Source organism: Bradyrhizobium sp. 40 (assembly GCF_023100925.1).
In the GTDB taxonomy this organism is placed as follows: domain Bacteria; phylum Pseudomonadota; class Alphaproteobacteria; order Rhizobiales; family Xanthobacteraceae; genus Bradyrhizobium.
This window is the reverse complement of the sequence record NZ_CP064688.1, coordinates 6,639,811-6,659,975: the sequence shown is the minus strand read 5'-3', so window position 1 is coordinate 6,659,975 and position 20,165 is coordinate 6,639,811. Positions and strand designations below refer to the sequence as shown.

Annotated in this window: 20 protein-coding genes and 1 tRNA gene; 13 read left to right on the top strand and 8 right to left on the bottom strand. The window is 60.6% G+C overall.

From position 1 onward, the window contains the following. The first annotated feature begins 72 nt into the window (after positions 1-72). The 4 genes from IVB40_RS31925 to IVB40_RS31900 all read left to right on the top strand — a co-directional run bounded on the left by IVB40_RS31925 (position 73) and on the right by IVB40_RS31900 (position 7,622). Positions 73-1,824, top strand: coding sequence for a type I secretion system permease/ATPase (locus IVB40_RS31925; protein ID WP_247817343.1), 1,752 nt, complete (start codon positions 73-75; stop codon positions 1,822-1,824). Beyond that, positions 1,821-4,163, top strand: coding sequence for a cadherin-like domain-containing protein (locus IVB40_RS35845; protein ID WP_275992899.1), 2,343 nt, complete (start codon positions 1,821-1,823; stop codon positions 4,161-4,163). The genes IVB40_RS31925 and IVB40_RS35845 overlap by 4 nt, the downstream gene beginning before the upstream one ends. Positions 4,164-4,176: 13 nt before the next feature. Then, positions 4,177-5,541, top strand: coding sequence for an HlyD family type I secretion periplasmic adaptor subunit (locus tag IVB40_RS31905; RefSeq protein WP_247817342.1), 1,365 nt, complete (start codon positions 4,177-4,179; stop codon positions 5,539-5,541). A gap of 1,001 nt (positions 5,542-6,542) precedes the next feature. Continuing rightward, positions 6,543-7,622: a hypothetical protein gene (locus IVB40_RS31900; protein ID WP_247817341.1), complete on the top strand. Its 1,080-nt coding sequence runs from the start codon at positions 6,543-6,545 to the stop codon at positions 7,620-7,622. Here the strand turns inward: IVB40_RS31900 and IVB40_RS31895 are convergent. From IVB40_RS31895 to IVB40_RS31885, 3 genes are read right to left on the bottom strand one after another with little or no spacing between them, the layout of a single operon-like run. Further along, entirely contained in the window at positions 7,619-9,388 is a 1,770-nt protein-coding gene (locus tag IVB40_RS31895; protein ID WP_247817340.1) for an endonuclease domain-containing protein, read from the bottom strand. The two genes, IVB40_RS31900 and IVB40_RS31895, sit on opposite strands and share 4 nt — an antisense overlap. A gap of 51 nt (positions 9,389-9,439) precedes the next feature. Further along, complete coding sequence (locus IVB40_RS31890; RefSeq protein ID WP_247817339.1) at positions 9,440-9,838, bottom strand: hypothetical protein; 399 nt, start codon at positions 9,836-9,838, stop codon at positions 9,440-9,442. Continuing rightward, positions 9,835-11,028, bottom strand: coding sequence for a DUF6538 domain-containing protein (locus IVB40_RS31885; RefSeq protein ID WP_346283304.1), 1,194 nt, complete (start codon positions 11,026-11,028; stop codon positions 9,835-9,837). Before IVB40_RS31885 ends, IVB40_RS31890 begins: the two co-directional genes overlap by 4 nt. Positions 11,029-11,340: 312 nt before the next feature. Between IVB40_RS31885 and IVB40_RS31880 the strand changes: the two genes are divergently transcribed. Together IVB40_RS31880 and IVB40_RS31875 are read left to right on the top strand one after the other, a co-directional pair. Then, positions 11,341-11,976 carry a hypothetical protein gene (locus IVB40_RS31880; protein WP_247817337.1) on the top strand — a complete coding sequence of 212 codons (636 nt, stop codon included), beginning with the start codon at positions 11,341-11,343 and terminating at the stop codon, positions 11,974-11,976. Between the two features lie 391 nt (positions 11,977-12,367). After that, entirely contained in the window at positions 12,368-13,360 is a 993-nt protein-coding gene (locus IVB40_RS31875; RefSeq protein WP_247817336.1) for a tyrosine-type recombinase/integrase, read from the top strand. Positions 13,361-13,369: 9 nt separating this feature from the next. Here IVB40_RS31875 and IVB40_RS31870 read toward each other — a convergent pair. Continuing rightward, positions 13,370-13,454: transfer RNA gene (locus IVB40_RS31870), tRNA-Leu, on the bottom strand. 155 nt (positions 13,455-13,609) lie between these two features. On the opposite strand from IVB40_RS31870, the gene IVB40_RS31865 reads away from it, so the two are divergent. After that, the gene (locus tag IVB40_RS31865) at positions 13,610-14,149 is read left to right on the top strand and encodes a disulfide bond formation protein B (protein ID WP_247817335.1); all 540 of its coding nucleotides are present in this window, start codon (positions 13,610-13,612) and stop codon (positions 14,147-14,149) included. Between the two features lie 3 nt (positions 14,150-14,152). Here IVB40_RS31865 and IVB40_RS31860 read toward each other — a convergent pair whose 3' ends face one another. Together IVB40_RS31860 and IVB40_RS31855 are read right to left on the bottom strand one after the other, a co-directional pair. Beyond that, positions 14,153-15,238 carry an AbrB family transcriptional regulator gene (locus IVB40_RS31860; protein WP_027565651.1) on the bottom strand — a complete coding sequence of 362 codons (1,086 nt, stop codon included), beginning with the start codon at positions 15,236-15,238 and terminating at the stop codon, positions 14,153-14,155. A gap of 96 nt (positions 15,239-15,334) precedes the next feature. After that, a complete protein-coding gene (locus tag IVB40_RS31855) occupies positions 15,335-15,619 on the bottom strand; it encodes a PsiF family protein (protein ID WP_247285771.1) in 285 nt (94 codons plus the stop codon). Positions 15,620-15,821: 202 nt separating this feature from the next. On the opposite strand from IVB40_RS31855, the gene IVB40_RS31850 reads away from it, so the two are divergent. Beyond that, entirely contained in the window at positions 15,822-16,313 is a 492-nt protein-coding gene (locus tag IVB40_RS31850; RefSeq protein ID WP_247357771.1) for a hypothetical protein, read from the top strand. 47 nt (positions 16,314-16,360) lie between these two features. On the opposite strand, the gene IVB40_RS31845 is transcribed toward IVB40_RS31850, so the two are convergent. After that, positions 16,361-16,909, bottom strand: coding sequence for a TetR/AcrR family transcriptional regulator (locus IVB40_RS31845; protein ID WP_027565649.1), 549 nt, complete (start codon positions 16,907-16,909; stop codon positions 16,361-16,363). Between the two features lie 109 nt (positions 16,910-17,018). Here IVB40_RS31845 and IVB40_RS31840 point away from each other — a divergent pair, with 109 nt between their 5' ends. The 5 genes from IVB40_RS31840 (at position 17,019) to IVB40_RS31820 (ending at position 19,821) form a co-directional block, all read left to right on the top strand. Continuing rightward, complete coding sequence (locus IVB40_RS31840) at positions 17,019-17,447, top strand: acyl-CoA thioesterase (protein ID WP_247817334.1); 429 nt, start codon at positions 17,019-17,021, stop codon at positions 17,445-17,447. 3 nt (positions 17,448-17,450) lie between these two features. Next, positions 17,451-17,927 carry a PaaI family thioesterase gene (locus IVB40_RS31835; protein ID WP_247465587.1) on the top strand — a complete coding sequence of 159 codons (477 nt, stop codon included), beginning with the start codon at positions 17,451-17,453 and terminating at the stop codon, positions 17,925-17,927. A 44-nt stretch (positions 17,928-17,971) separates the two neighbouring features. Further along, positions 17,972-18,355 carry a CidA/LrgA family protein gene (locus tag IVB40_RS31830; protein ID WP_247817333.1) on the top strand — a complete coding sequence of 128 codons (384 nt, stop codon included), beginning with the start codon at positions 17,972-17,974 and terminating at the stop codon, positions 18,353-18,355. Then, the gene (locus IVB40_RS31825; protein WP_247817332.1) at positions 18,352-19,074 is read left to right on the top strand and encodes an LrgB family protein; all 723 of its coding nucleotides are present in this window, start codon (positions 18,352-18,354) and stop codon (positions 19,072-19,074) included. Before IVB40_RS31830 ends, IVB40_RS31825 begins: the two co-directional genes overlap by 4 nt. 87 nt (positions 19,075-19,161) lie before the next feature. Next, positions 19,162-19,821, top strand: a complete 660-nt coding sequence (locus tag IVB40_RS31820; protein WP_027565644.1) for a DsbA family protein — start codon at positions 19,162-19,164, stop codon at positions 19,819-19,821. An 82-nt stretch (positions 19,822-19,903) separates the two neighbouring features. Here IVB40_RS31820 and IVB40_RS31815 read toward each other — a convergent pair whose 3' ends face one another. Then, entirely contained in the window at positions 19,904-20,110 is a 207-nt protein-coding gene (locus tag IVB40_RS31815) for a hypothetical protein (protein WP_027514183.1), read from the bottom strand. Between the last annotated feature and the right edge of the window lie 55 nt (positions 20,111-20,165).

Sequence of the window (20,165 nt, the reverse complement as noted above, 5' to 3'; positions counted from 1 at the left end):
AGAGACGGGATTGGCCCCGTCCCGTCTCTCTCGCTCCCCTCCGATCCCTCCGACCAGACGGCATCACATCCAATGGCGAAATCGAAAGAACTTACCGCTGCGAAACGCCGCCGGCTCAAAGAATTGACGCAGGGCCTGCGAGGCATTGGTCTCTATCTCTTCATGGTCTCCGGCATGATCAACCTGCTGGCGTTGACCGGCTCCGTTTACATGATGCAGATATACGACCGGGCCCTGACCAGCGGCAGCGTGCCGACGCTGCTGGTACTCTCTGCGCTTGCGATCGGGCTTTATCTGTTCCAAGGCTGCTTCGACGTGGTTCGCTCCCAGGTGCTGGTGCGGGTCGGAGCAAGGATCGACCGCAAGATCGCGCCACTGGCGCATCGGGTCGCCATCGACATGCCGCGCTTCGGCTTCTCGACGTCTGAGGCGCTCGAGCGCGGGCGTGACGTCGATACGGTCCGCGGCTTCCTCGGCAGCCAGGGCCCTTCGGCGCTGTTCGATCTGCCGTGGATGCCGATCTACCTCGCCTTCATCTACGTCCTGCATCCGATGCTGGGCGCACTAACTGTAGCCGGCGCTCTCGTTCTCGTCGTGCTGACGGTCGTGAGCGAGATCATGACCAAGCGGCTCGCTGTTAACTTGCGAAAAGCTGCGATCGCGCGTAACGGCATTGCGGACTGCAACGCGCGCAATGCCGAAGTCCTCAAGGCGATGGGCTTCGCGGGTCGTGCCGTGGGTCGCTTCAACGAGGCCAACGGGGAGCATCTCGAGCTCCAGACCCGCGCCAACGACATAACCGGCTCTTTCGCGGCGGTGTCGCGCGTGCTGCGCATGGTGCTCCAGTCTGCGCTGCTTGGTCTTGGCGCCTATCTCACCATCAAAGGCGAACTGTCCGCCGGCACGATTATCGCAGTATCGGTGGCCTCTGCCCGGGCGCTTGCTCCCGTCGATCTCGCGATCGGCAATTGGAAATCCTTCATCGCCGCGCGCATGGCCTATCATCGGCTTCGTGAGACGGTTGTGGCGCTCGCCGCCGCCGAGGAACCCATGCAGCTTCCCGAGCCGACCGAGCGTCTCTCGGTCGACAAGATCACGGTCGCGGTGCCGGGATCCGGACAGGTCGTACTGAGCGAGGTCGGCTTCGAGCTCGAGGCTGGCCAGGCGCTCGGCATCATCGGCCCCAGCGCCGGCGGCAAGACCACGCTGGTGCGGGCGTTGACCGGGATTTGGCCGGTGCTGCGCGGCAGCGTCCGGCTCGACGGCGCAGACCTTTCGCAATGGCGGGAGGAGGAGCTCGGCAAACATGTCGGCTACCTGCCGCAGGAGATCGCCTTGATGGATGCCACCATCCAGGACAACATCTGCCGCCTCGAGCCGGATCCGGACTACCGTAAGGTTATCGAGGCTGCAAAAGCGGCGGGCGTCCACGACATGATCGTCAGGATGCCGGACGGCTATCGCACGAAGCTTGGACCTCAGGGCTGCGCACTATCGGCGGGCCAGAGGCAGCGGGTAGCGCTGGCACGAGCGTTATACGGCAACCCCTTCATCGTCGTGATGGACGAGCCGAATTCGAACCTCGACGGAGAGGGAGAGGCCGCGCTGACGGCCGCGATCGAGAGCATACGCGCCCGCGGCGGCATCGCCATCGTGATCGCACATCGGCCGAGCGCACTGGTCGCAGTCGACCTCGTTGCCATCGTTCAGGCTGGCCGCATGGTCGCATTCGGCAAGAAGCAAGACATCATGACCCCGGTCCTGCAGCCGGCGGCGGCTACCGAAACCCGTGAGAGCGAATCCCAGATGAGGAGGCCCGCATGATCAACATTCAGGCCACCAAGCGGCAAACCAGCGAAACCGCGCCCGGCCGCGAGGACTATGAGAAGGAGGATCGCCCCCGTCGTTTCGTGCCGCTCATCTTTCTGCTGATCGTCGGATCCTGCACTGCCTACCTGAAGAGCTTCCTGCCGGCGACGTTGGCGGAGCACGATGATCACCGGCCGCCGCACAGCTCGGATACCGAGGAGCAGGCCATCAAGGAGGACGCCGTCGTCGATTCCGATGCCGAGCCCGGTGACGTTGAGCTCGCCGCAAAATCGTCGGGCAGGACTGAAGCCGTGAGGATTTCGGCTCGCCCGGACGGGGAGGGCGTTGCGTTGGGTTCCGGCGACATCATCGGCCAGGCGCGCACCCCGCAATCGAAAATCGACACTGGCTTCGGCGGTGAGACGCCGAGGGGCGCCAGCGATAAGCGCAGTCCGGACCGCCCCGACGCCGCGAGTGGCGGAGGCGGAGGCGGAGGCGGAGGTGGAGGTGGAGGTGGAGGTGGAGGTGGCGACAAGCCCCACAATCCGAGAGACCCGCGCGATTCTCCAGGTCCGACGCCGGATCTCCGCAATCGCGCGCCGCGGCTTTCCGGCCCGATCCACCTGCCCGATGTGGCCGGATGTCAGGCGCTCACCATCACCATCATGGCGCTGCTGGCGGGTGCCACCGATCCGGATGGCGACCATCTCACCGTTGTCGGTCTCTCCTCCTCGTCCGGAACTTTGACGCGGACTGAGGACGGCGGCTGGGAATTCGAGCACGAACGCGGCATGCTGGGCGAGGTCACCCTGAGATATGCGATCAGCGACGGCAGCCATTTCGTGGTTCAGACTGCGTCCTTCAACGTGGTCGAGGCGCCTCCGATTATCGGGACCGAAGGCGACGACAATTTGCTGGGCACCAAGTGCGCGGACACCATCATCGCGCTCGGCGGTAACGACAACATCGATGCCCGCGAGGGGAATGATAAGATATTCGGAGGGGATGGCGATGATCACATCCTGGCCGGAGCGGGCGACGACGTCGTCTACGCGGGCGCAGGTGACGACATCGTATTTGCGGGCGCAGGAAACGACATCGTGTTCGGCGGCGCCGGAAATGACCGGCTGTTCGGCGAAGCGGGCAACGACACACTGTACGGGGAAGATGGTAACGACCACCTCGAAGGTGGCGCTGGGCGCGACATCCTGTTGGCAGGCTCTGGCGACGATTTTCTCCAGGGAGACGAAGGCGACGACACGCTCGACGGTGGCGCAGGCGATGACCAGATGTCCGGTGGCACCGGCAATGACGTGATGGTTGGAGGCGCGGGCGACGACGTCATGACCGGCAACGCCGGCAATGACACCATGGCCGATGGAATGGGCTCCGATATCATCCAAGGCGGGGAGGGCGACGATCACGTCCTGGCTGCGGCAGATGCTACCGACGATAGGTTTGAAGGCGGCATCGGGATCGATACGCTGAACTACTCGTCAGCAGTGCACGGCATCGCCGTCGACCTCGGTAGCGGCCAGGCTGTCGGCGAGGACATCGGGCACGATACTGTCGCCGAGTTCGAGAATATCGTCGGCGGTTCCGGCGATGATACTCTCAAGGCGGCCGCGACCGGATCGTCGATCGATGGCGGTGCGGGTAACGACGGGCTGACCGGAAGCGACGGCGATGACTTTCTCAACGGAAACGACGGCCACGACCTCATCGCAGACGGTGCGGGCTCGGATGTCGTGAACGGAGGCGACGGCAACGATCGTGTCGTTGCGTCCGCCGATGCAACTTCGGACCATTATGTCGGCAACGCAGGCTGGGATACGTTGGATTACTCGGCCTCTACCCTGACCGTTACCATCGATCTACGCCATGGAACGGCGCAGGGCATTGAGGTCGGCGAGGATCTGATTTCGGGCTTCGAGGAGATCATCGCTGGCTCAGGCGACGATCGGATCGTGGCCGGCGACACTTCCGTGACGATGACGGGCGGCGTCGGGAACGACATCTTCGAATTCCATCGCGGCTCCAACGAGGGGCCCGGTCACGACCTGGTGCGGAAGATCACCGACTTCACGATCGGAGACCGAATCGTCGCTGCCAACTACCAGATCATTCTGAGCGACGACGATAGCGTGGAACATCAGATCGAAGACTTGTTCGAGCAAGTCTACAATGACGAAGACAATAGCGGCCATGGCAGAGCGGTGCGCTTCCGTTTCGAAGACCTTGCAGATGGCCAATATACGGCCATCGAGGTGGCCGGCCGCCCCGACCCGGAGGATGTCATAACCATCGAGATTTCCGGTCACCACCAGCTGCAGTTCGCGGCCATTCACCCGTGAGGGACGCCAAGCCATGAAGCACGTCGATGCATCGGAATTCGTACCAGCGCCGGCACCCGCCGGGGTCGAGAGACCGGACGCGTCCGCGAAGCCTTTCCGCCTCTGGCCGCGTATTCTCGCCGGCACCCTGTTAAGCGGAATGCTGGTGGCTGGCTGCGGCGGATGGGCTGCGATGGCGATGCTTGAGGGCGCAATCGTCGCTCCCGGTTCCGTCAAAGTCGACCAGAATCTAAAGGAGGTGCAGCATCGGGATGGCGGGATCGTCAAGTCGCTTGCGGTGCGTCAGGGGGATTTCGTCCGTGAAGGGCAAATCCTGGCGACCCTCGATGACGTTCAAATCAGAGCGGAGCTTTTGATCGTGCGCTCTCAGCTTGTCGAGTCACTTGGACGCCGAGCGCGATTGCTCGCCGAACGCGATAATCTCACAACCGTTGAATTCCCACCGGACCTTCACGCGATGTTCGCAAGGACCGCCGCCGACGTTATCCACGGAGAGACCCGCCTCTTCACCGGCAATAAGGTGGCCAGGGACAGCCAGAAGGAACAGCTTGAACTGAGCATCGGCCAGACCGGCGAGGAGATCCGGGGCATGGAAGCGCGTCTGGCCGCGAAGGAAGAGGAGATGAAGCTCGTATTGAGTGAACGAGACAAACTACAGGATCTGTTCGAGCGCAAGATCGTCGAGCACCAGCGTGTCTATGGAGCTCAGCGCGACGCGGCGCGCCTGCTCGGCGAACGGGGCGAAATCCAAGCCAGTATAGCCCGCGCCAAGGTGCGCACAAGCGAGATCCGGGTTCAGATCATTGCTGTCGATCAGAATGCGACCACAGAAGCTCAGAAGGATCTGCGTACGGTTGATGCGCGCATCGCGGAACTTCAGGAGCGGAGGCTTGCCATCGAGGATCGACTTTCGCGTACTGAAATTCGCTCACCTGCATCCGGCTACATCAACGAGCTGTTCGCCTATACGGTGGGAGGCGTGATCACGCCGGCGGCCAAGATCGCAACAGTAGTTCCGGAAAACGCCGAGCTGAAGTTCGAGATCAAGGTTTCGCCGGCCGATATCGACCAGGTAAGACTGGGGCAGCCGGCTCGCATCAGGCTTACCGCTTTCAATCGAACTACAACACCGGAATTGAAGGGCAAGGTGGTGATGGTGTCGCCGGCATCGGCGCGCGATCCAGCGAACGGTCAGGAGTATTATCTGGCCCAGATCCAGCTGCTTCCAAGCGAAGATGCGATTGTCCAAGGGAAGGGACTGAAGCTCGTCCCCGGCATGCCCGCTGAAGTGTTCGTATCCACGCAGGAACGAACCGCGGCGTCCTATCTCCTAAAACCTTTCAGTGATCAGATGAACCGTGCATTCCGCGAGAGGTAGACCCTTTGGCCTAACATGCGCTGGAACGGCCGATTGTCCACGAGTGGTAGCAAGCCAATCTCAAATTGTAATGTCCTGAAGGCAGCATAGCCAAAGCAAAGGTCGCCTGCCTGCCATGGGCTCGTTGGTGATAGCAGGCGCGGCTCTACTCACGGAGGATGCTGCGCAGCCGCAGGGACGCGCGAGAAAGGCTTCAAACCGGCTTGGAGAGGCCTAGGTGCTCTCGCTTACCGAGAGCACCTAGGAAGCAGTGCGGCGAGCAAGTTTCTTTCTGGATTCTCTCCCTCCGCCACCCGGCAAAAACCGATCTCGTACTTGGATCTGCAGAGGAGGCCGAAAGTTGGGTCGTTTTCCTGCTTTTTAGCGGGCGGAGAGCGGTCCTCCAAACGACAGCCTGAATGAAGCCGGAGAACGGAATTAGCTCCGAATCTTTGAACCCGCAAAACCAGTCTAGTACGCCATTTCTCACAGAATCAACGGCTTGGCTGCGCGGCGGTTTGAATCGGTCTCGCTCAACCGATGGCTTGGATCGCGGCAGGTACGGCGCTCACTAAGGCTTACCGTTGTGATCATCTGGGACGACGAAGACGGAAGGGCCGGAGCAACGTGAAGCGTGCAAAGCCCCCACGCGAAGACGATTCGGACCCGGTTTAGAACGCCGTTTTCCGCACCGGAATCTGCGGACACCCATATGGAGGAAACTGACGGTAGCAATCCTCGCTCCACCGCCTCGCATTTTTGTTGGGTTTTCAGCCTTGCGCTCAGCCGCCAACGAAGGGTGGGGTTGCCTCCGCTCTAGTTGTGCCGCCTAATACTAACACTAGGGGTGCGGGCGATGACCGGATTGAATGCTCTGCAGGCTGGCAGCGTGATCGCCGGGCCAGCGAGTGCACGAATTGTGTTAGAGCACTCGTTTCCCGTCATAGGGCGGGTCAGAATTCTCCTCACTATTCATATCGAGAGTGCTGACCGCACCGAAGCACGCGCCTGAGTTCCCCCAGATGATCAAGCCTCTGCCAGTGTTCGGGTCCGGACATCGGAAACCAGCTCAGGAGCTTGAATATCTCGGCGCTCTCCGCATGGGGGGGAAAGCGCCCGCCCTCATAGAACTTTACAAGACGACAATTAAGCGGACGCCAGTAGGATCGCCATTAGATGACCTGCATGCCCGAACAATCCTTAAGGGGATCATCGATCGGGTCGAAGAGGTTTGTAAAGCCCTCAAAGTTCAAATTCGCAGTGGTGTTGTTTTCGGGATCGCTCCGGAAATGGGAGTAGTCGCAACCCAAACTTCCGTGATGATGACGGATGTAAGCATCTTAAGCTTCAGTCTTCATTTCGTGACCTTCTGCAACTTGATCAGCAAGGTACTTGCCCGAACCCTCATCCATGAACCCGGCCATGTCAGCCCAGAGCCTCAGGTCAAGGTTTGTTTCGATCCGATGCAAATACGGGCTCGTCTCCAGGCGTCTCCCGAGCTGCAAGCCGAATGGGCGAGCATCCTAATCCACTTCGCCTCGTTTGGTGCTCCAGGTCGCACCACTCCAGCGCCCGAACGCGCTGGGCAGCTCACGCAATTTCTTATTCTAAAGGCGATGGAGGAATTTGCCGTCGCTCATGAATATGGACATCATGTCTTCGCGCACGGGCTCCCGGAGGGAAACCGCAGTTATCCCGATAGCCAGTGGCTCAGTCGGGACGACCTTGATGAATCAATCTGTCAGGTGACGACTCTGTACGAGAGTTTTGGAGTGAAAAGGATATTCAATCTACCCAGCCCTCTTGATGCACTCTATTGCTGGGGCCAGCTTGGCGATGAGGAAATTGTGAGGCAGCACGTTGCTGCAGCTGTCGAGGATGACAGGGGGCTTCTGCAAGCCCTTGAGGCGATGCGTGGGTGGCAGAATAGTTCCGATACGGGTGTGACGCATCCGCTGCGCGACGAAGTCGTTGGGCGGTTTCTTGATGCCAAGGAGACGTTTGCTCGGCTGTCGGCTCTGGCAAGGGAGGGGCGAAGTCGTTCAATTCGCCGACAGGCCGCCGAGCTTGCTGCTGCGTGGCAACGAGAGGATAAGCGCTAATCGGCGACCACAAGGTTCGGTCCAAATAGCTCCTCTACGAGTTCGTCAATCGCCTCAATCTCCGTGTAAGGAATTCTGATTAGCCTGATACCATTCGTCTCACAGTAGCGGGTCTTGAATGCGTCGCGCTTCTGCAGTTGTTCGAATGACACCTGCAAGTCTGACTCATCAAGGCCGGTGAAGTTAATTGGTTCGAAATGCTGGGCCCCATCGAACTCGATGGCCGTTCGCGTCGAATCTACGTAAAAGTCAAACCGAAGTCGTCCTCCGGTCTCAGGGAAGATCAGATCGGGAAAATTTACCTGCTCTCGAAAGTCAATCTTTAGCCGTTGAAGGATGGTGCGAATTTTTCTTTCGCCCTTTGACGACGAGCAGCGGGCACAACCAATCCCAAAAAGGTGACTCCGAGGCAGTTGGTCAAACGCTCCGTGAGAGCGGCACCGAATGACCACTCTTTCGTTGTTGTTAATGTACTTGACGTCGGAGTATTCAAATGTATCTCCGTGCACTCCCCTTGCTGCGGCGACGAATTCTTCGGTTGTCGTGCGGCTCAGTTCGGTGCGTCGTTCGTCACTACATTGTCGACATCCCCTGCCCGTAAGATGCATCGCGGGCCCCATGACAAAATCCCCATGGTTGCGGCAAGTGATGCGTATAGGAAAGTTGCTGGTAACGTAGATGACGTTTCCATAGTCATATTTCTCGCCGTGAACTTGTCGGGCCGATTTGATGAATGAATTCGTCGTTCCTGGAGCGTTACCTGCGCATTGAGGGCACCCGCTACCTCGAAGATGGTTCATTGGGTTCTGTAGAAAAACGCCGTGGTGGCGGCAGACTATTTCGACCTTTTCGTGGTTCCTCTTCGATTTGAATATCACGCGGGAGTAGTCAAATTGCTCGCCATGAATCGCACGCGCCTCTTGGACGAATTCTTCGTGATAGATGCTGATCAAGTTCCTTCGCATCCGGCCGCACTGTGGGCATCCATTCCCTTGGTAGTGGGACCGTGCAGATTGAACGAAGTCGCCGTGATCTGGGCAGCCAATCGTAACGAGGTCCTTCACCGCTATGAACTTTACCCGGGTGTAGTCGTATCTGCGGTTATGTCGCTCATTGGAGCGTCTGATAAATTCTTCAATGTCGACCTTCATTGGAGGCCGTCGGCGGAGCTGGGCGCACGCTTTGCAACCCCTTCCTTGCAGATGATAGGCGGCGTTCAGTTGGAAGATGCCGTGGGTCCGGCAAATGATCGCTAGAGACGTCTGGCTGTGCTCGTATTCGGTCTTGGAGTAGTCGTATGTGTCCCCATGAACGCTCTTGGCTCTGGCGATATACTGAGCTTTGCTTAATTTGTGGTTGTTAGCAGTGCCCCGGTGACACGCGGGGCAGCCGTGACCAGACAAGTGATTGCCCGGCATCTGCGTGAACGGTCCGTGCTGGCGGCAAATGATCGTAACAGGCTGGCGTTTGATCACGTAAGCGGTCTCGGAGTAGTCATATTTTTCTCCGTGAACCTTCTTCGCTCGTAACACGAATTCTTCTGTCGAAACTTGGTTCTTGCTCCGCTTGCTCGCATAGCCACACGCAGTGCAGCCGCTTCCGCGCAAGTGATTTTGGGCCTTCTGAGAGATTTCCCCGTGCTCGACGCATAGAAACTTAACGGGCTGGTTTCGGTTTCTGTATTGTGTCGCAGTATAGTCGTAGCGATGGCCGTGAACGGCTCTCGCGAGGACAATGAACTCGTCAGTCGAATACTTCTTTGCCATGTCAGTAGTGGGTTGGAGGAGATGCTACACGATGATCAGTGCAGGGTCCGTTCAGGAAGTGGTCTCAGTGCTGCCTAATTTGTACCGGGGGAAGTTACTCATTGCTTCGATGCGCGTCCTCAGGGTGACTTTCGTGTAGTCCTGTCCTTTTGTTTTGGCCGCGTGTCCGCAAATCGCATCGAGCGTTAGTTCGCTCAACCCCGCCTCGTGCCCGTAGGTCTTGAATGTGTATCGCCACGCATGATTGGGCTGAACGCGCGGATCTGGAACGACGCTGCGCACGAGGTCTCGGATACGCTTGTAAACGCCGTCCGCGGGACCTGTCGTTGTGCCATCCGTTCCAAGATCACAGAACAGGTGGCCCTTCTTCGCGCTTTGTACGAAATCTATGAAGCCTAACGAAACCAGATGCTGATGTAGCGGAACATCTCGATACTCGTTGATCTTCATATCTCCAGCCTCTGGCGTGAGGCGAATAACCAATTCCCGCTCTCCTTCCTCAAGTCCTCCTTACGCAGCTGGATCATCTCCATGACACGGGCTCCCGAATAGGCACACAGCCACGGTACCCAGCGTTTGGCGGCGGTGGTCTTTGGGTGCTCTCGGTTCGTGGCCTTGACGGCCAGCGCCGCTCTGAGAATTGCTCCGTATTCATCGGCTAAGAAGAACTTCTCGCGGGTGACTTTCTTGGCTCGCCCTTCGATGCGTGCCTCGGCGGCAGGATTGGAGATCAGCCATCCTCTCTTTCTGCCCCACCCAAACACAGCCCTCAGGGCTGCGAAGTCAGTGTCGTTGATGGTTTTCGCTGCTATGCCCCCAGCGCTCCGCTCGTCACCCCATCTCTGAACTGTCTCTGATGCCACCCGACTTAGATCATCTTGGCGGAGCCACTCTTTAAATCTGAGCACGACAGCCATCCAGCGCTTCGCGTCTCGTGGCCTCACCCCTCTCGCCAACGCATCTTTGTGCCAGGCGTTCACGAGCCCTGTTAGCGTCTTGCCGCTTCGAATAGCTGGCTTACTCTCGTTCATCAAGGGGAAGCGGCTGACATAGGTATCCGGTGTGAAGTCCCCATCCGCGTTTCGAGCGAGCTTTTTGGCGCCTTCCCTGAGATCACGCGACAATGCTTCGATGAGTTTCCAGCGGCTGTCGTCATCTGTGATGATGCCTTCTCGCAGCAGAGTAGCGTCGGCCAAGCCACCGAAGCGCTGCTCCATAGAGATTTCCCGCCGTTCTTTGCTGCTCTTGGCGATCAGCAGAGGGTTGCCTCGCTTTGCCGCCTCGTTTGCCTCAGCGACGTTGAGCCATCCCTCCACTGTGAGACCGGGATTGTCCTCTAACGCTTCGGTGAAAGCTCGATAAGCAATTCCAGACAGTGCAGTGATCTGCCTAACGCTAAGAGTCCTGGGGCCTTCGCGGAGCGCCTTGAGATGCCGCTCTACGAGGGCGGAGACTTCACCGCATTTCGCCTTGGCCGCCGTGCGGTCAGCAGTGCCTAGGGAGATGCTGATGTGTGTCTTGTACCAACCGCGAGGGCGACGCTCCTTCGGGAGCTTCTGCAGGAGCATTTGAACATCTTTCGGGATGGTGCGGCGATAGTACCAGTTGTCGGTACTTTGTCTTTTGGTTGGGCAGGCCATTCTCAGAATCACAGATGCATCACTCCCGTGTATCAGGGAGCGGCCCGAAAACCTCAAGGCCTTCAATAGGCTACTGATCTATCAGGGAAAAAGCTGGAGCTGACAGACAGGATTGAACTGCCCGATACCTGCCCTTTGTTCCATAGCCCATGCTTTCCCCTTTTCCGGGATAGGGCGCTTTGGCCAGTTGTTCCGAGCTGCTTAGAACGCGCTCTACACAGTCTGTTGTGTTGCGGGCTTTTTGCCCCCTAAAAATGCTACACTTGCATCGTTTATAGAATCGATGCATATGTAGCAGAATGGGTTCTGCGCATGTTCGTCACGGACAAAGTATTCTTCGCATCCACGCTCCTCTACACCACTGGTTGTTCGCCAGCGACGTTTCGCGCTTGGCGAAACCGCAATCGGCTTTTCCCGGAAACCAAAGATTCGGGCCAGTGGAATAAGTATTCAATCCTCGATGTCCTTCTCGCGGGAGTTGTATTTGAGCTCACAAAGGCGGGGATAGGCGCGCAGCTTGCTGTCGACGCCGCTATGGCCGCGGCTCCGGAGATCACGATCATTTACGGTACCCCGAAGGGCGACGAGCATTCCAGTCTGGGAGCGGTCGTTATGCGCCTTTTAGAAATGACCTCGATGCGAGACTTTCCTGTGCTGCAGATTACTAAGTCCGACGATCGTGCTCCAGTATCGGCGCAGCTTATTAAGCCGAAGGAGATGCCAATCTTACAGCACTTCTCTGGTTCGGAGGGGCGTGGCATGCCCGTAGTGGCAACGATGGTTTATTTGGGTCTCTTGTTCGCGGAAACCTTGCTCGATCTTATCTATACAGAAAGTGACTTCGGCCGAGCAGCGTTGCCGCCTGAGCTGTTGAAACCGCAGCCGCCTCCAAAACCAACCGCGCCGGAAGAACTGTTCAAGAACATGAGCAGAAAGAAAAAGCGCTAAAAACGTTCACAAGCAGATCGCCGCTATCGCACTTTTGTGTCCCGAGTTTTCCGTCTTCTGCAAAGCTATTGAAGAAGCCAATGTCACGCCGGGAAGCCTCAGTCAGCCAAGCGGATATAAACCGGGTACTGCGAGCATATCGCAGGCAAGGGCAGAGGGTTCGTACGATCTTGCTACCTGATGGTTCGACGGCTTTCGAGCCGATCCTCGAGGGCAAGAGCGAGGCGTTGATCGACGTTGTTGTTAAGGCTGACAGAGAGATCTTGCTGTGACCGGGATTAGATTGCGTCGACTAACCATCGACCGGAGCGAGAACATCGTTCGGTATTACGTCAGACTGCCGGGGAAGCCCAAGATACGCATTGGCGGCGAACCTGGCTCCGAAGAGTTCATGCAGGCTTATCGGAATGCAATCGCGGAGGACCGGCCCGCTCCGCTCGCCCGTCCAGCGCCGACCATGTTTCCGGCGCGAACATTGGGACGGGCTGTCCTCGACTACTACACGTCGACCTCATTCCAACATCTTGGAGAAAGCCGCAGGCGCTCTCGCCGCCTGATCCTCAACAAGATCGTCGATGCGCACGGCCACGAACCGGTCAAGCTGATCACCAAGTCAGTTATTCAAAAGGGTATGGATCGGCGTGCAACCACACCCGCGGCTGCGAACGAATTTCTCAAGAGCATGCGCGTGGTGCTCGATTACCTAGTTCGCGTCGACGAGCTCGATGCTAACCCTGCAAAACTTGTGAAGTACAATGCGATAAAAACCGATGGCTTTCATATTTGGACCATCGATGAAGTCGCGCGGTTCGTGGAGCATCACCGCTTGGGCTCGAAGGCCAATCTAGCGTTGGCGCTGCTGCTCTTCACCGGACAGCGGCGGGGCGATGTGATCAAGATGGGACCTCAGCACGTCAAGGATGGATCAATGCGGCTTCGGCGCGGCAAGAACGGCGAGAGCGGATCTATTCCCATCCTGCCGCCGCTCCAGGCGGTGATCAATGCGAGCGAGATCGGCCATCTTACTTACCTCGTTACTGCATTCGGTAAGCCGTTCAGTGATGCCGGCATAGGTAACTGGTTTCGCGAGCGCTGTGACGAAGCTGGGCTCACTCATTGTAGCGCGCATGGTCTGCGCAAGGCAGGCGCAACGATCGCGGCCGACTTGGGAGCCAGCGACGAACAGCTGATGGCGCTATTCGGTTGGCGAAGCCGCCGGCAGGTCTCGACGTACACGCGCGGCGCCAACCAAAAGAAGCTGGCGCACGAGGCCGGCACCCGCATTGCCGCAGCACTAAAGATGAACGGAATTGTCCCGCTGTCAGGAGAGGTGCGGCCCCACCGGGACAATAGCGAGAAAAAACCGAAAGGATTCAAAGTATGAAATTGCGAGTGGTGCCCCTGGCCGGAATCGAACCAGCACTCCTTGCGGAACTCGATTTTGAGTCGAGCGCGTCTACCAGTTCCGCCACAGGGGCCCTCGGTCAGCCCCTAACAGGGCGTCGCGAAGCCGGCGGACTATAGCCATGGACCAAGCGGGGTCAACCCGCGCCAAAGTGATCCCGGCCGTTCTCGACAGCCGCATGAGCCGGGGTTACAGCCTTGGAAAGCGACCCATCGAAAAGAGGCTGCCGTGACGACCCAGAGTGCCGCAATACCTGCATTCAAACCGGCGGCCACGAGCCCCGCGCTGGTCGCTTCGCTCGCGGTCACGCTGATTGCAGCCGCGACGATCGCAGGCGCCTGGTTCTTCCAGCTGGTGCTCGGGATCGTGCCCTGTCCGCTCTGCCTGGAGCAGCGCTACGCCTATTACCTCGCGATCCCGCTGGGCCTGCTCATCGCACTCGCGGCGCGGGGCGGTGCGCCGAGGCCGCTGCTGTTCGCGGGCCTCGCGATCCTTGTGCTGGCGAGCCTCGCCAATGCCGGGCTCGGCACCTATCACGCCGGCGTCGAATGGGGCTTTTGGAAGGGACCGACCGACTGCTCCGGTCCCGTCGTCAATCTCGGCAGCGCCGCCGACCTGCTGTCGCGACTCGACACCGTGAAGGTGGTCCGCTGCGACGAGGTGCAGTGGCGCTTCCTCGGCCTCTCGCTTGCCGGCTACAATTTGCTGATCTCGCTCTTGATGGCTGCGATCGCCGCGTGGGGATTCGTTGCGACGGCGAAGCGCTAAGGCTCAATCATCCACATCGTCCTGTGTCCGGCCGAATAGGTGCACGATGCCCGGCGTCGCGATCGTCACGAAGACGAAACGCGAGAGGTGATGGGCGCCGACGAAGATCGGGTCGATGTGCAGCGTCAGGGCCAGCGCCAGCATGGCGTCCATCGCGCCCGGTGCGTAGGCGACCACGACGTCGGAGAATTTCACCTGCGTGGTGAGCGCCACGATGCCGACGAAGATCGCGGAGACGGCGATGGCGACGGCAAACGAGCCCAGCGCCGCGTTGATGTGGCCGGCGAGCGTCTTGATCTGCATCCGCGCGAAGCGGCTGCCGATCAGGGCACCGATGCCGATCAGCGCCACGCCGCGTACCCAGTCCGGCAGGCCGCCCTCGACCCAGCCTGCGCCATGCAACACGCTCGAGCCGATCATCGCGCCGAACATCCAGCTCGCCGGAAACCTGATCAGCCGCAGGACGAGCGCCGCGGCCAGCGAGGCCGCGACCAGTTCGACGAGGTCAAGCGGCGAGGCAATCGTCGTCGTCAGCGACGGCGCGACGGAGGGTGCGACGCCGGCGAACGCCAGCACCATCGGCAGCGCTGCGGTGAGGATGATTACGCGCATGGTCTGCACCACAGCGATGCCCGGCAGGTCGGCGCCGCGCTCGACCGCCAAAATCGTGATCTGCGACAGCGCGCCGGGGCTGCCGGCGAGGAAGGCCGAGGTGCGGTCCCAGCCGTGGATGCGCTGGAGATAATAGCTCGAGCCGAAGGTCGAGCAGAAGGTCGCGAGCGCGAGCAGCCCGATGGTGAGCGGATAGGCACTGACCTGTTGAAGCAGGTGGCGCGAGACGACTGATCCTAACGAAATGCCGAGCAGCACCAGCACGGTCTGGGTCAGGATCGGCGGCAGCGTCAGCTGGCGACCGGCGATCGCGGCGATCCCGACCGCGATCATGGAGCCCGAGATCAATCCCCCCGGAAGGCCCGCGAGCAGAAACACGAGGCCGCCGGCGGTGCCGATGACAAGCGTTTCCACCGTGCTCAAGATCTTGGCACGGCTCGGCCATTCGAACGGCAGGGAGGCGGTGATTTGCTTCACACCGCCTTATCGCAAATCAGCGAGAGGCGCACAATTGCGGCCACGTCATGCCGCAATGCGCGCGCCTCTCCCGAAGCCGCGAGCAGGGGGAAGGATTTACTTCTTGTCCGCAGCCGGCGCGGCCATACCGGCTTTGGCGGTCTTGATGCATTCGGAGCGGAATTTCTTGCGCTCCTTGCCGTGCAGGCCCTTGGCGTCGGCCTGCTTGGAGCATTCGAGCGATTCGGCCGAGTGCTCCTTCGGTGCCTTCTTGTCCATGGGGGCGGCGGTTGTGGTCTTGGTGTCGGTCTTTGCTGCCGGCGCGGCGGTCTGCGCGAAGGCAGTGCCGGTGGCGAGCAGGGAGGTGAGAGCGACGACGGCGAGGCGAGATGTGAAGGTCATGGTGCTGCACTCTTCTTGCGGGAATTGCGGAGGGCGCGAAAGTCGGCTGGCCTTGCTGAACGCGACATGAATAATTCGAACGTGGAGGATCACTATATTTTGGCGGCAGCAGCCATCGCTTCCTTGTCGCGAGCCGGCGGCACGCTAGGATAGCAATCCTCGGTTCACTTCCCTCGGGGGAAGATCAAGGAGGAGACCAAGGATGACCATTCAATCAAAGTTGCTGTGTGCAGTTGCGCTGTCGGGCTTTGCCGCGCTGGTGGTGAGTGCGCCGGCGCAGGCGCTGACCTCGCAGGAGTGCAGCGCGAAATACCAGGCCGCCAAGAAGGACGGCTCGCTCGGCACCACGAAGTGGAATGACTTCCGCAAGGCCCAGTGCGGCGCGGATGCGACGCCAGCGGCTGCGCCGACCGCGGCCGCTCCTGCTGCGCCCGCCGCTCCCGCCGAGCCGAAGCAGGCGAAGAAGGAGGCCGCCCCGGCTGCCGCGCCGACCCTGCCGGCCGGCCCCGCGATCTATCCGAACGCCGTTGATCCGAAATACGCCAAGGAGACCCCCGGCAAGGGGCGCCTGCACACCTGCGTCGACCAGTACAACGCCAACAAGACCACCAACGGCAATGGCGGCATGAAGTGGATCGAGAAGGGCGGCGGCTATTACAGCGAATGCAACAAGAAGCTGAAGGGCGCCGCCTGACGCTTCAAGACGACGCAGAGGCCGGAGCCAAGCTCCGGCCTCTTGCTTTAATCCAGTAGCTTCTCGGCCGATTTCGCCACGAGCTGCGATCGCTTGCGCGGGCCGCGCTCGACGAACAGCAGGCTCTGGCCGAAGATGAAGCAGTAGAACAGGAAGGCCTGCGCTTCGGCTGCCTCGGTCTCGAGGCCGGTCGCGCGATAGAGTTCGGCGACGTGCTTCAGCCGCGCTGCGTCCACATTCGCCACCGCTGCCGCGGCGCCCTCGTCCGAGCGGGCCCATTGCCGGATCGCAAGCTCGATCGCCATCCCGTCCGGATTGAGCCGCTCGGAATAGAGCTGGATCACCGCCCTCAGCCGCTCACGGGGCTCTTGGCCATCGAGACTCGTCTGCTGCGCGATCGCCGTTGAGCGCCCCTCGCGCCAGCGCTCCAGCATGGCACCGAGCAGCGCGGCACGGTCGGCGAAGCGGCGGTAGAAGCCGCCCTTGGTGACGCCCAGATTCTTGGCGAGCACCTCGACCCGCACCCCCTCGACCCCCGATCGGGCGAGTTCGGTGAACCCTGCCTCCACCCAGACATCGCCTTTGCCGTCACTCATGCAGGCAGCCTCGCCGATTCTTGATACGGTACCGTATTGCTAACGCGGGAGGAGGTTGATACGCTACCGTATCAACAATCAAAGCCAGAAAAGGTCAGGGAGAATTGCGATGGAGCAGGAGGCGACCTATCGCGGCACGGTCTATCCGTGGCAGTGCGATCACGTCGGCCACATGAACATCATGTGGTATGTCGGCAAGTTCGACCAAGCCAACTGGAATCTGTTCGCCCGGCTCGGGCTGACGCCGAGCTATCTGCGCGGCTCCGGGCGCGGCATGGCCGCCGTGCAGCAGAACATCACCTACAAGCGCGAGTTGCTCGCCGGCGACATCGTCGAGATACGCAGTCACCTGCTCGAGATCCGCGACAAATCGATCCGCTTCCGGCACGACATGATCAATGCCGATACCGGCGAGATCGCCGCGTTCTGCGAGATCACGGGCGTGCACACGGACCGCAGCCTGCGCAAATCGGTGCTGTTCACGGACGACATTCGCGAGATCGCCTTGAGACATCTCGCCGAGCCGGCGGAGGCCTGAGCCATGGCCGCATACGAGCCGAAGAACCCGGGCTACCGCGCGGCTGCCATCGCCATGTTCGATCGCCAGCCGGCAATGCACACGCTCGGCATCGCGATCGTCCGCCTTGCGCCGGGCGAGGCTGAACTCGCCATGCTGCATTCGCCGGCCCTCACACAGCAGAACGGCTTTGTCCACGCCGGCATCATTACCGCAGGACTAGACAATGCCTGTGGTGTCGCTGCCTTCACCCTGATGCCGTGCGAGGCCGATATCCTCACCGTCGAGTTCAAGACCACGTTGCTCGCGCCGGCACGGGGCGAGCGTTTCGTCTTCAAGGCCGAAGTGGTCAAGCCCGGCCGCACGCTGACCTTTTGCGAGGCCAGGGCGTTTGCCGAGCACGAGGGCAAGGTCACGTTGATCGCCATGATGACCGGGACGCTGATGGCAATGCTGCCGCGCGTTGCGGCTGCGCAAGCGCCGCGCACGACCGCTGCATAGCGGTGATTGACAAGACTGCCGGGGCATCCCTTGATGCCCAAGTCATGCTTGCAAGCCTTGGTCTCATTCTGCTCTGCCAGTTGATCGGCGAAGCCGTCGTGCGCGGCCTCGGCCTGCCGATGCCGGGCCCGGTGCTTGGCCTCTTGCTGCTCCTCATCCTGCTGCTCGCGCGCGACCGCTTTGCGCTTCTCGCGCGCGGGCCGCTGCGTGATGATGGCGTCGAGACGGCGAGCAAGGGTCTGCTCGCGCATCTGTCGCTGCTGTTCGTGCCGGCCGGGGTCGGCGTCGTGCAGAAGCTCGATCTGCTCGCGTCCCACGGCATCGCCATCATCCTCGTGCTCGCGCTGTCGGTGGTCGTCACCCTGCTCGCAACCGTACTCACTTTCCGCCTGGTCAGCCGCCTGTTGAGGCAACAGGACACGCGATGAAGGACAATCCGTTCTCGCTCTGGGTCTATCTCTCGCAGTCGCCGCTGCTTTGGTTGACAGTGACGCTGCTGGTCTATGCCGGTACGGACGCGGCGTCGCTGGCGACGCGGCGCCATCCGCTCGCCAATCCCGTGCTGCATGCGATGTGGATCGTCGGCGCGTTCCTGCTGCTAACCGGCACCTCCTACACGACCTATTTCGCCGGCGCGCAGTTCGTGCATTTCCTTTTGGGGCCCGCGACGGTCGCGCTGGCTGTTCCCCTCTACGAGAACCGCAAGCGCGTCGTCGCCTCGATCGTGCCGATGCTGGTGGCGCTGGTCGCGGGATCGGTCACGGCCGTGGTGTCCGTGGTGTTACTGGCCCAACTTGCCGGTCTGCCGCACGAAGTGGTTTTGTCGCTCGCGCCGAAATCCGTCACGGCCGGTGTTGCCATGGGCATCGCCGAATCCCTGCACGCCGATCCCTCGCTGGCTGCGGTTGCGGTTATCCTTACGGGCATTATGGGCGCGATCATCGTGACGCCGCTGATGAACCGCACCGGCATCAGCGATTTCCGCGCCCGCGGCTTTGGCGCCGGCCTTGCCGCGCACGGGATCGGTACCGCGCGAGCGTTCCAGGTCGACGAGATCGCCGGCGTCTTCTCCGGGATCGCCATGAGCCTGAACGCCTTGGTGACCTCCTTCCTGGTACCTTTGGCGGTCACGCTGCTGGTGCGATGACATCGGCACCGCGACACTCTATATGAGCTGTAACAATTCCCAGTCTCGAACCGTATCGACGGAGATGGGACCGAAATGGAACGAGATATGGCTGGATTCAGGAATAAAGCCCTTGTGCCGACGCGGCGCGCGGCGCTGACGCTGATTGGGGCGGGCGCCCTTGTCGCGGGTGGAATCACCTCGGCGCGCGCGGCGACCGACGAAGACGAGGTGCTGACCGAAGCCAAGGTGCTGCGCGACCCGGATGTTCCCGTCGCCGGTAATCCCGACGGGAATATCAGTATTATCGAATGGTCCGACTATAACTGCCCCTATTGCCGCAAGCTCGAGCCCGAGTTGCGTCAGGTCATCCAGGACGACGGCAAGGTCAGGCTGGTGATGAAGGACTGGCCGATCCTCGGGCCGGTCTCGGTCACCGCCGCGCGGGCGGCGCTCGCGGCGAAATTCCAGGACAAATACCACCAGGCCCATGACGCCATGATGGGCGTCAGTTCGCGCCTGACCGAGCCACGCATCAACGAGTTGCTCGCGGCCGCCGGCGTCGACATGGATCGGTTGAAGCGCGATCTCGCCGACCACGCCAAGGACATCGACGCTCTGCTCAAGCGCAACAACGAGCAGGCCGAAGCCTTCGGTTTCCGCGGCACCCCGTCCTTCATCGTCGGCAAGTACCGCGTGCCGGGCGTGCTCAGCATGAACGAGTTCGAGCAGGTCATCGCCGACGCCCGCAAGGCCAAGATGAACTGAGCCGAGCGATATTCACCGCGCAAGACGAAGGCGCCGCCGCGGACCCGCGACGGCGCCTCATTTCATTCATGATACCACGTCGTTACTTCGAGGAGATGCGGACCCAGTCCTTGTGCGCGCGATCGCGCAGCGCGTCCCAGTCGGCTTTTGCGACATCCCAGTTCACGATGGTGCGATTGGTCGTCGCGACCTCGCCATTAGCAACCGACGACGTCTGCATGGAGTCATAGACATACACGCCGCAGCCGAGCAGCAGCGCGCCCAAAATCATTCCAAGAAACATCCGCATCGCGAAACCTCCAATGACGGGCGATAACGTCGACCCGGATCGATTGTTCCGCGAC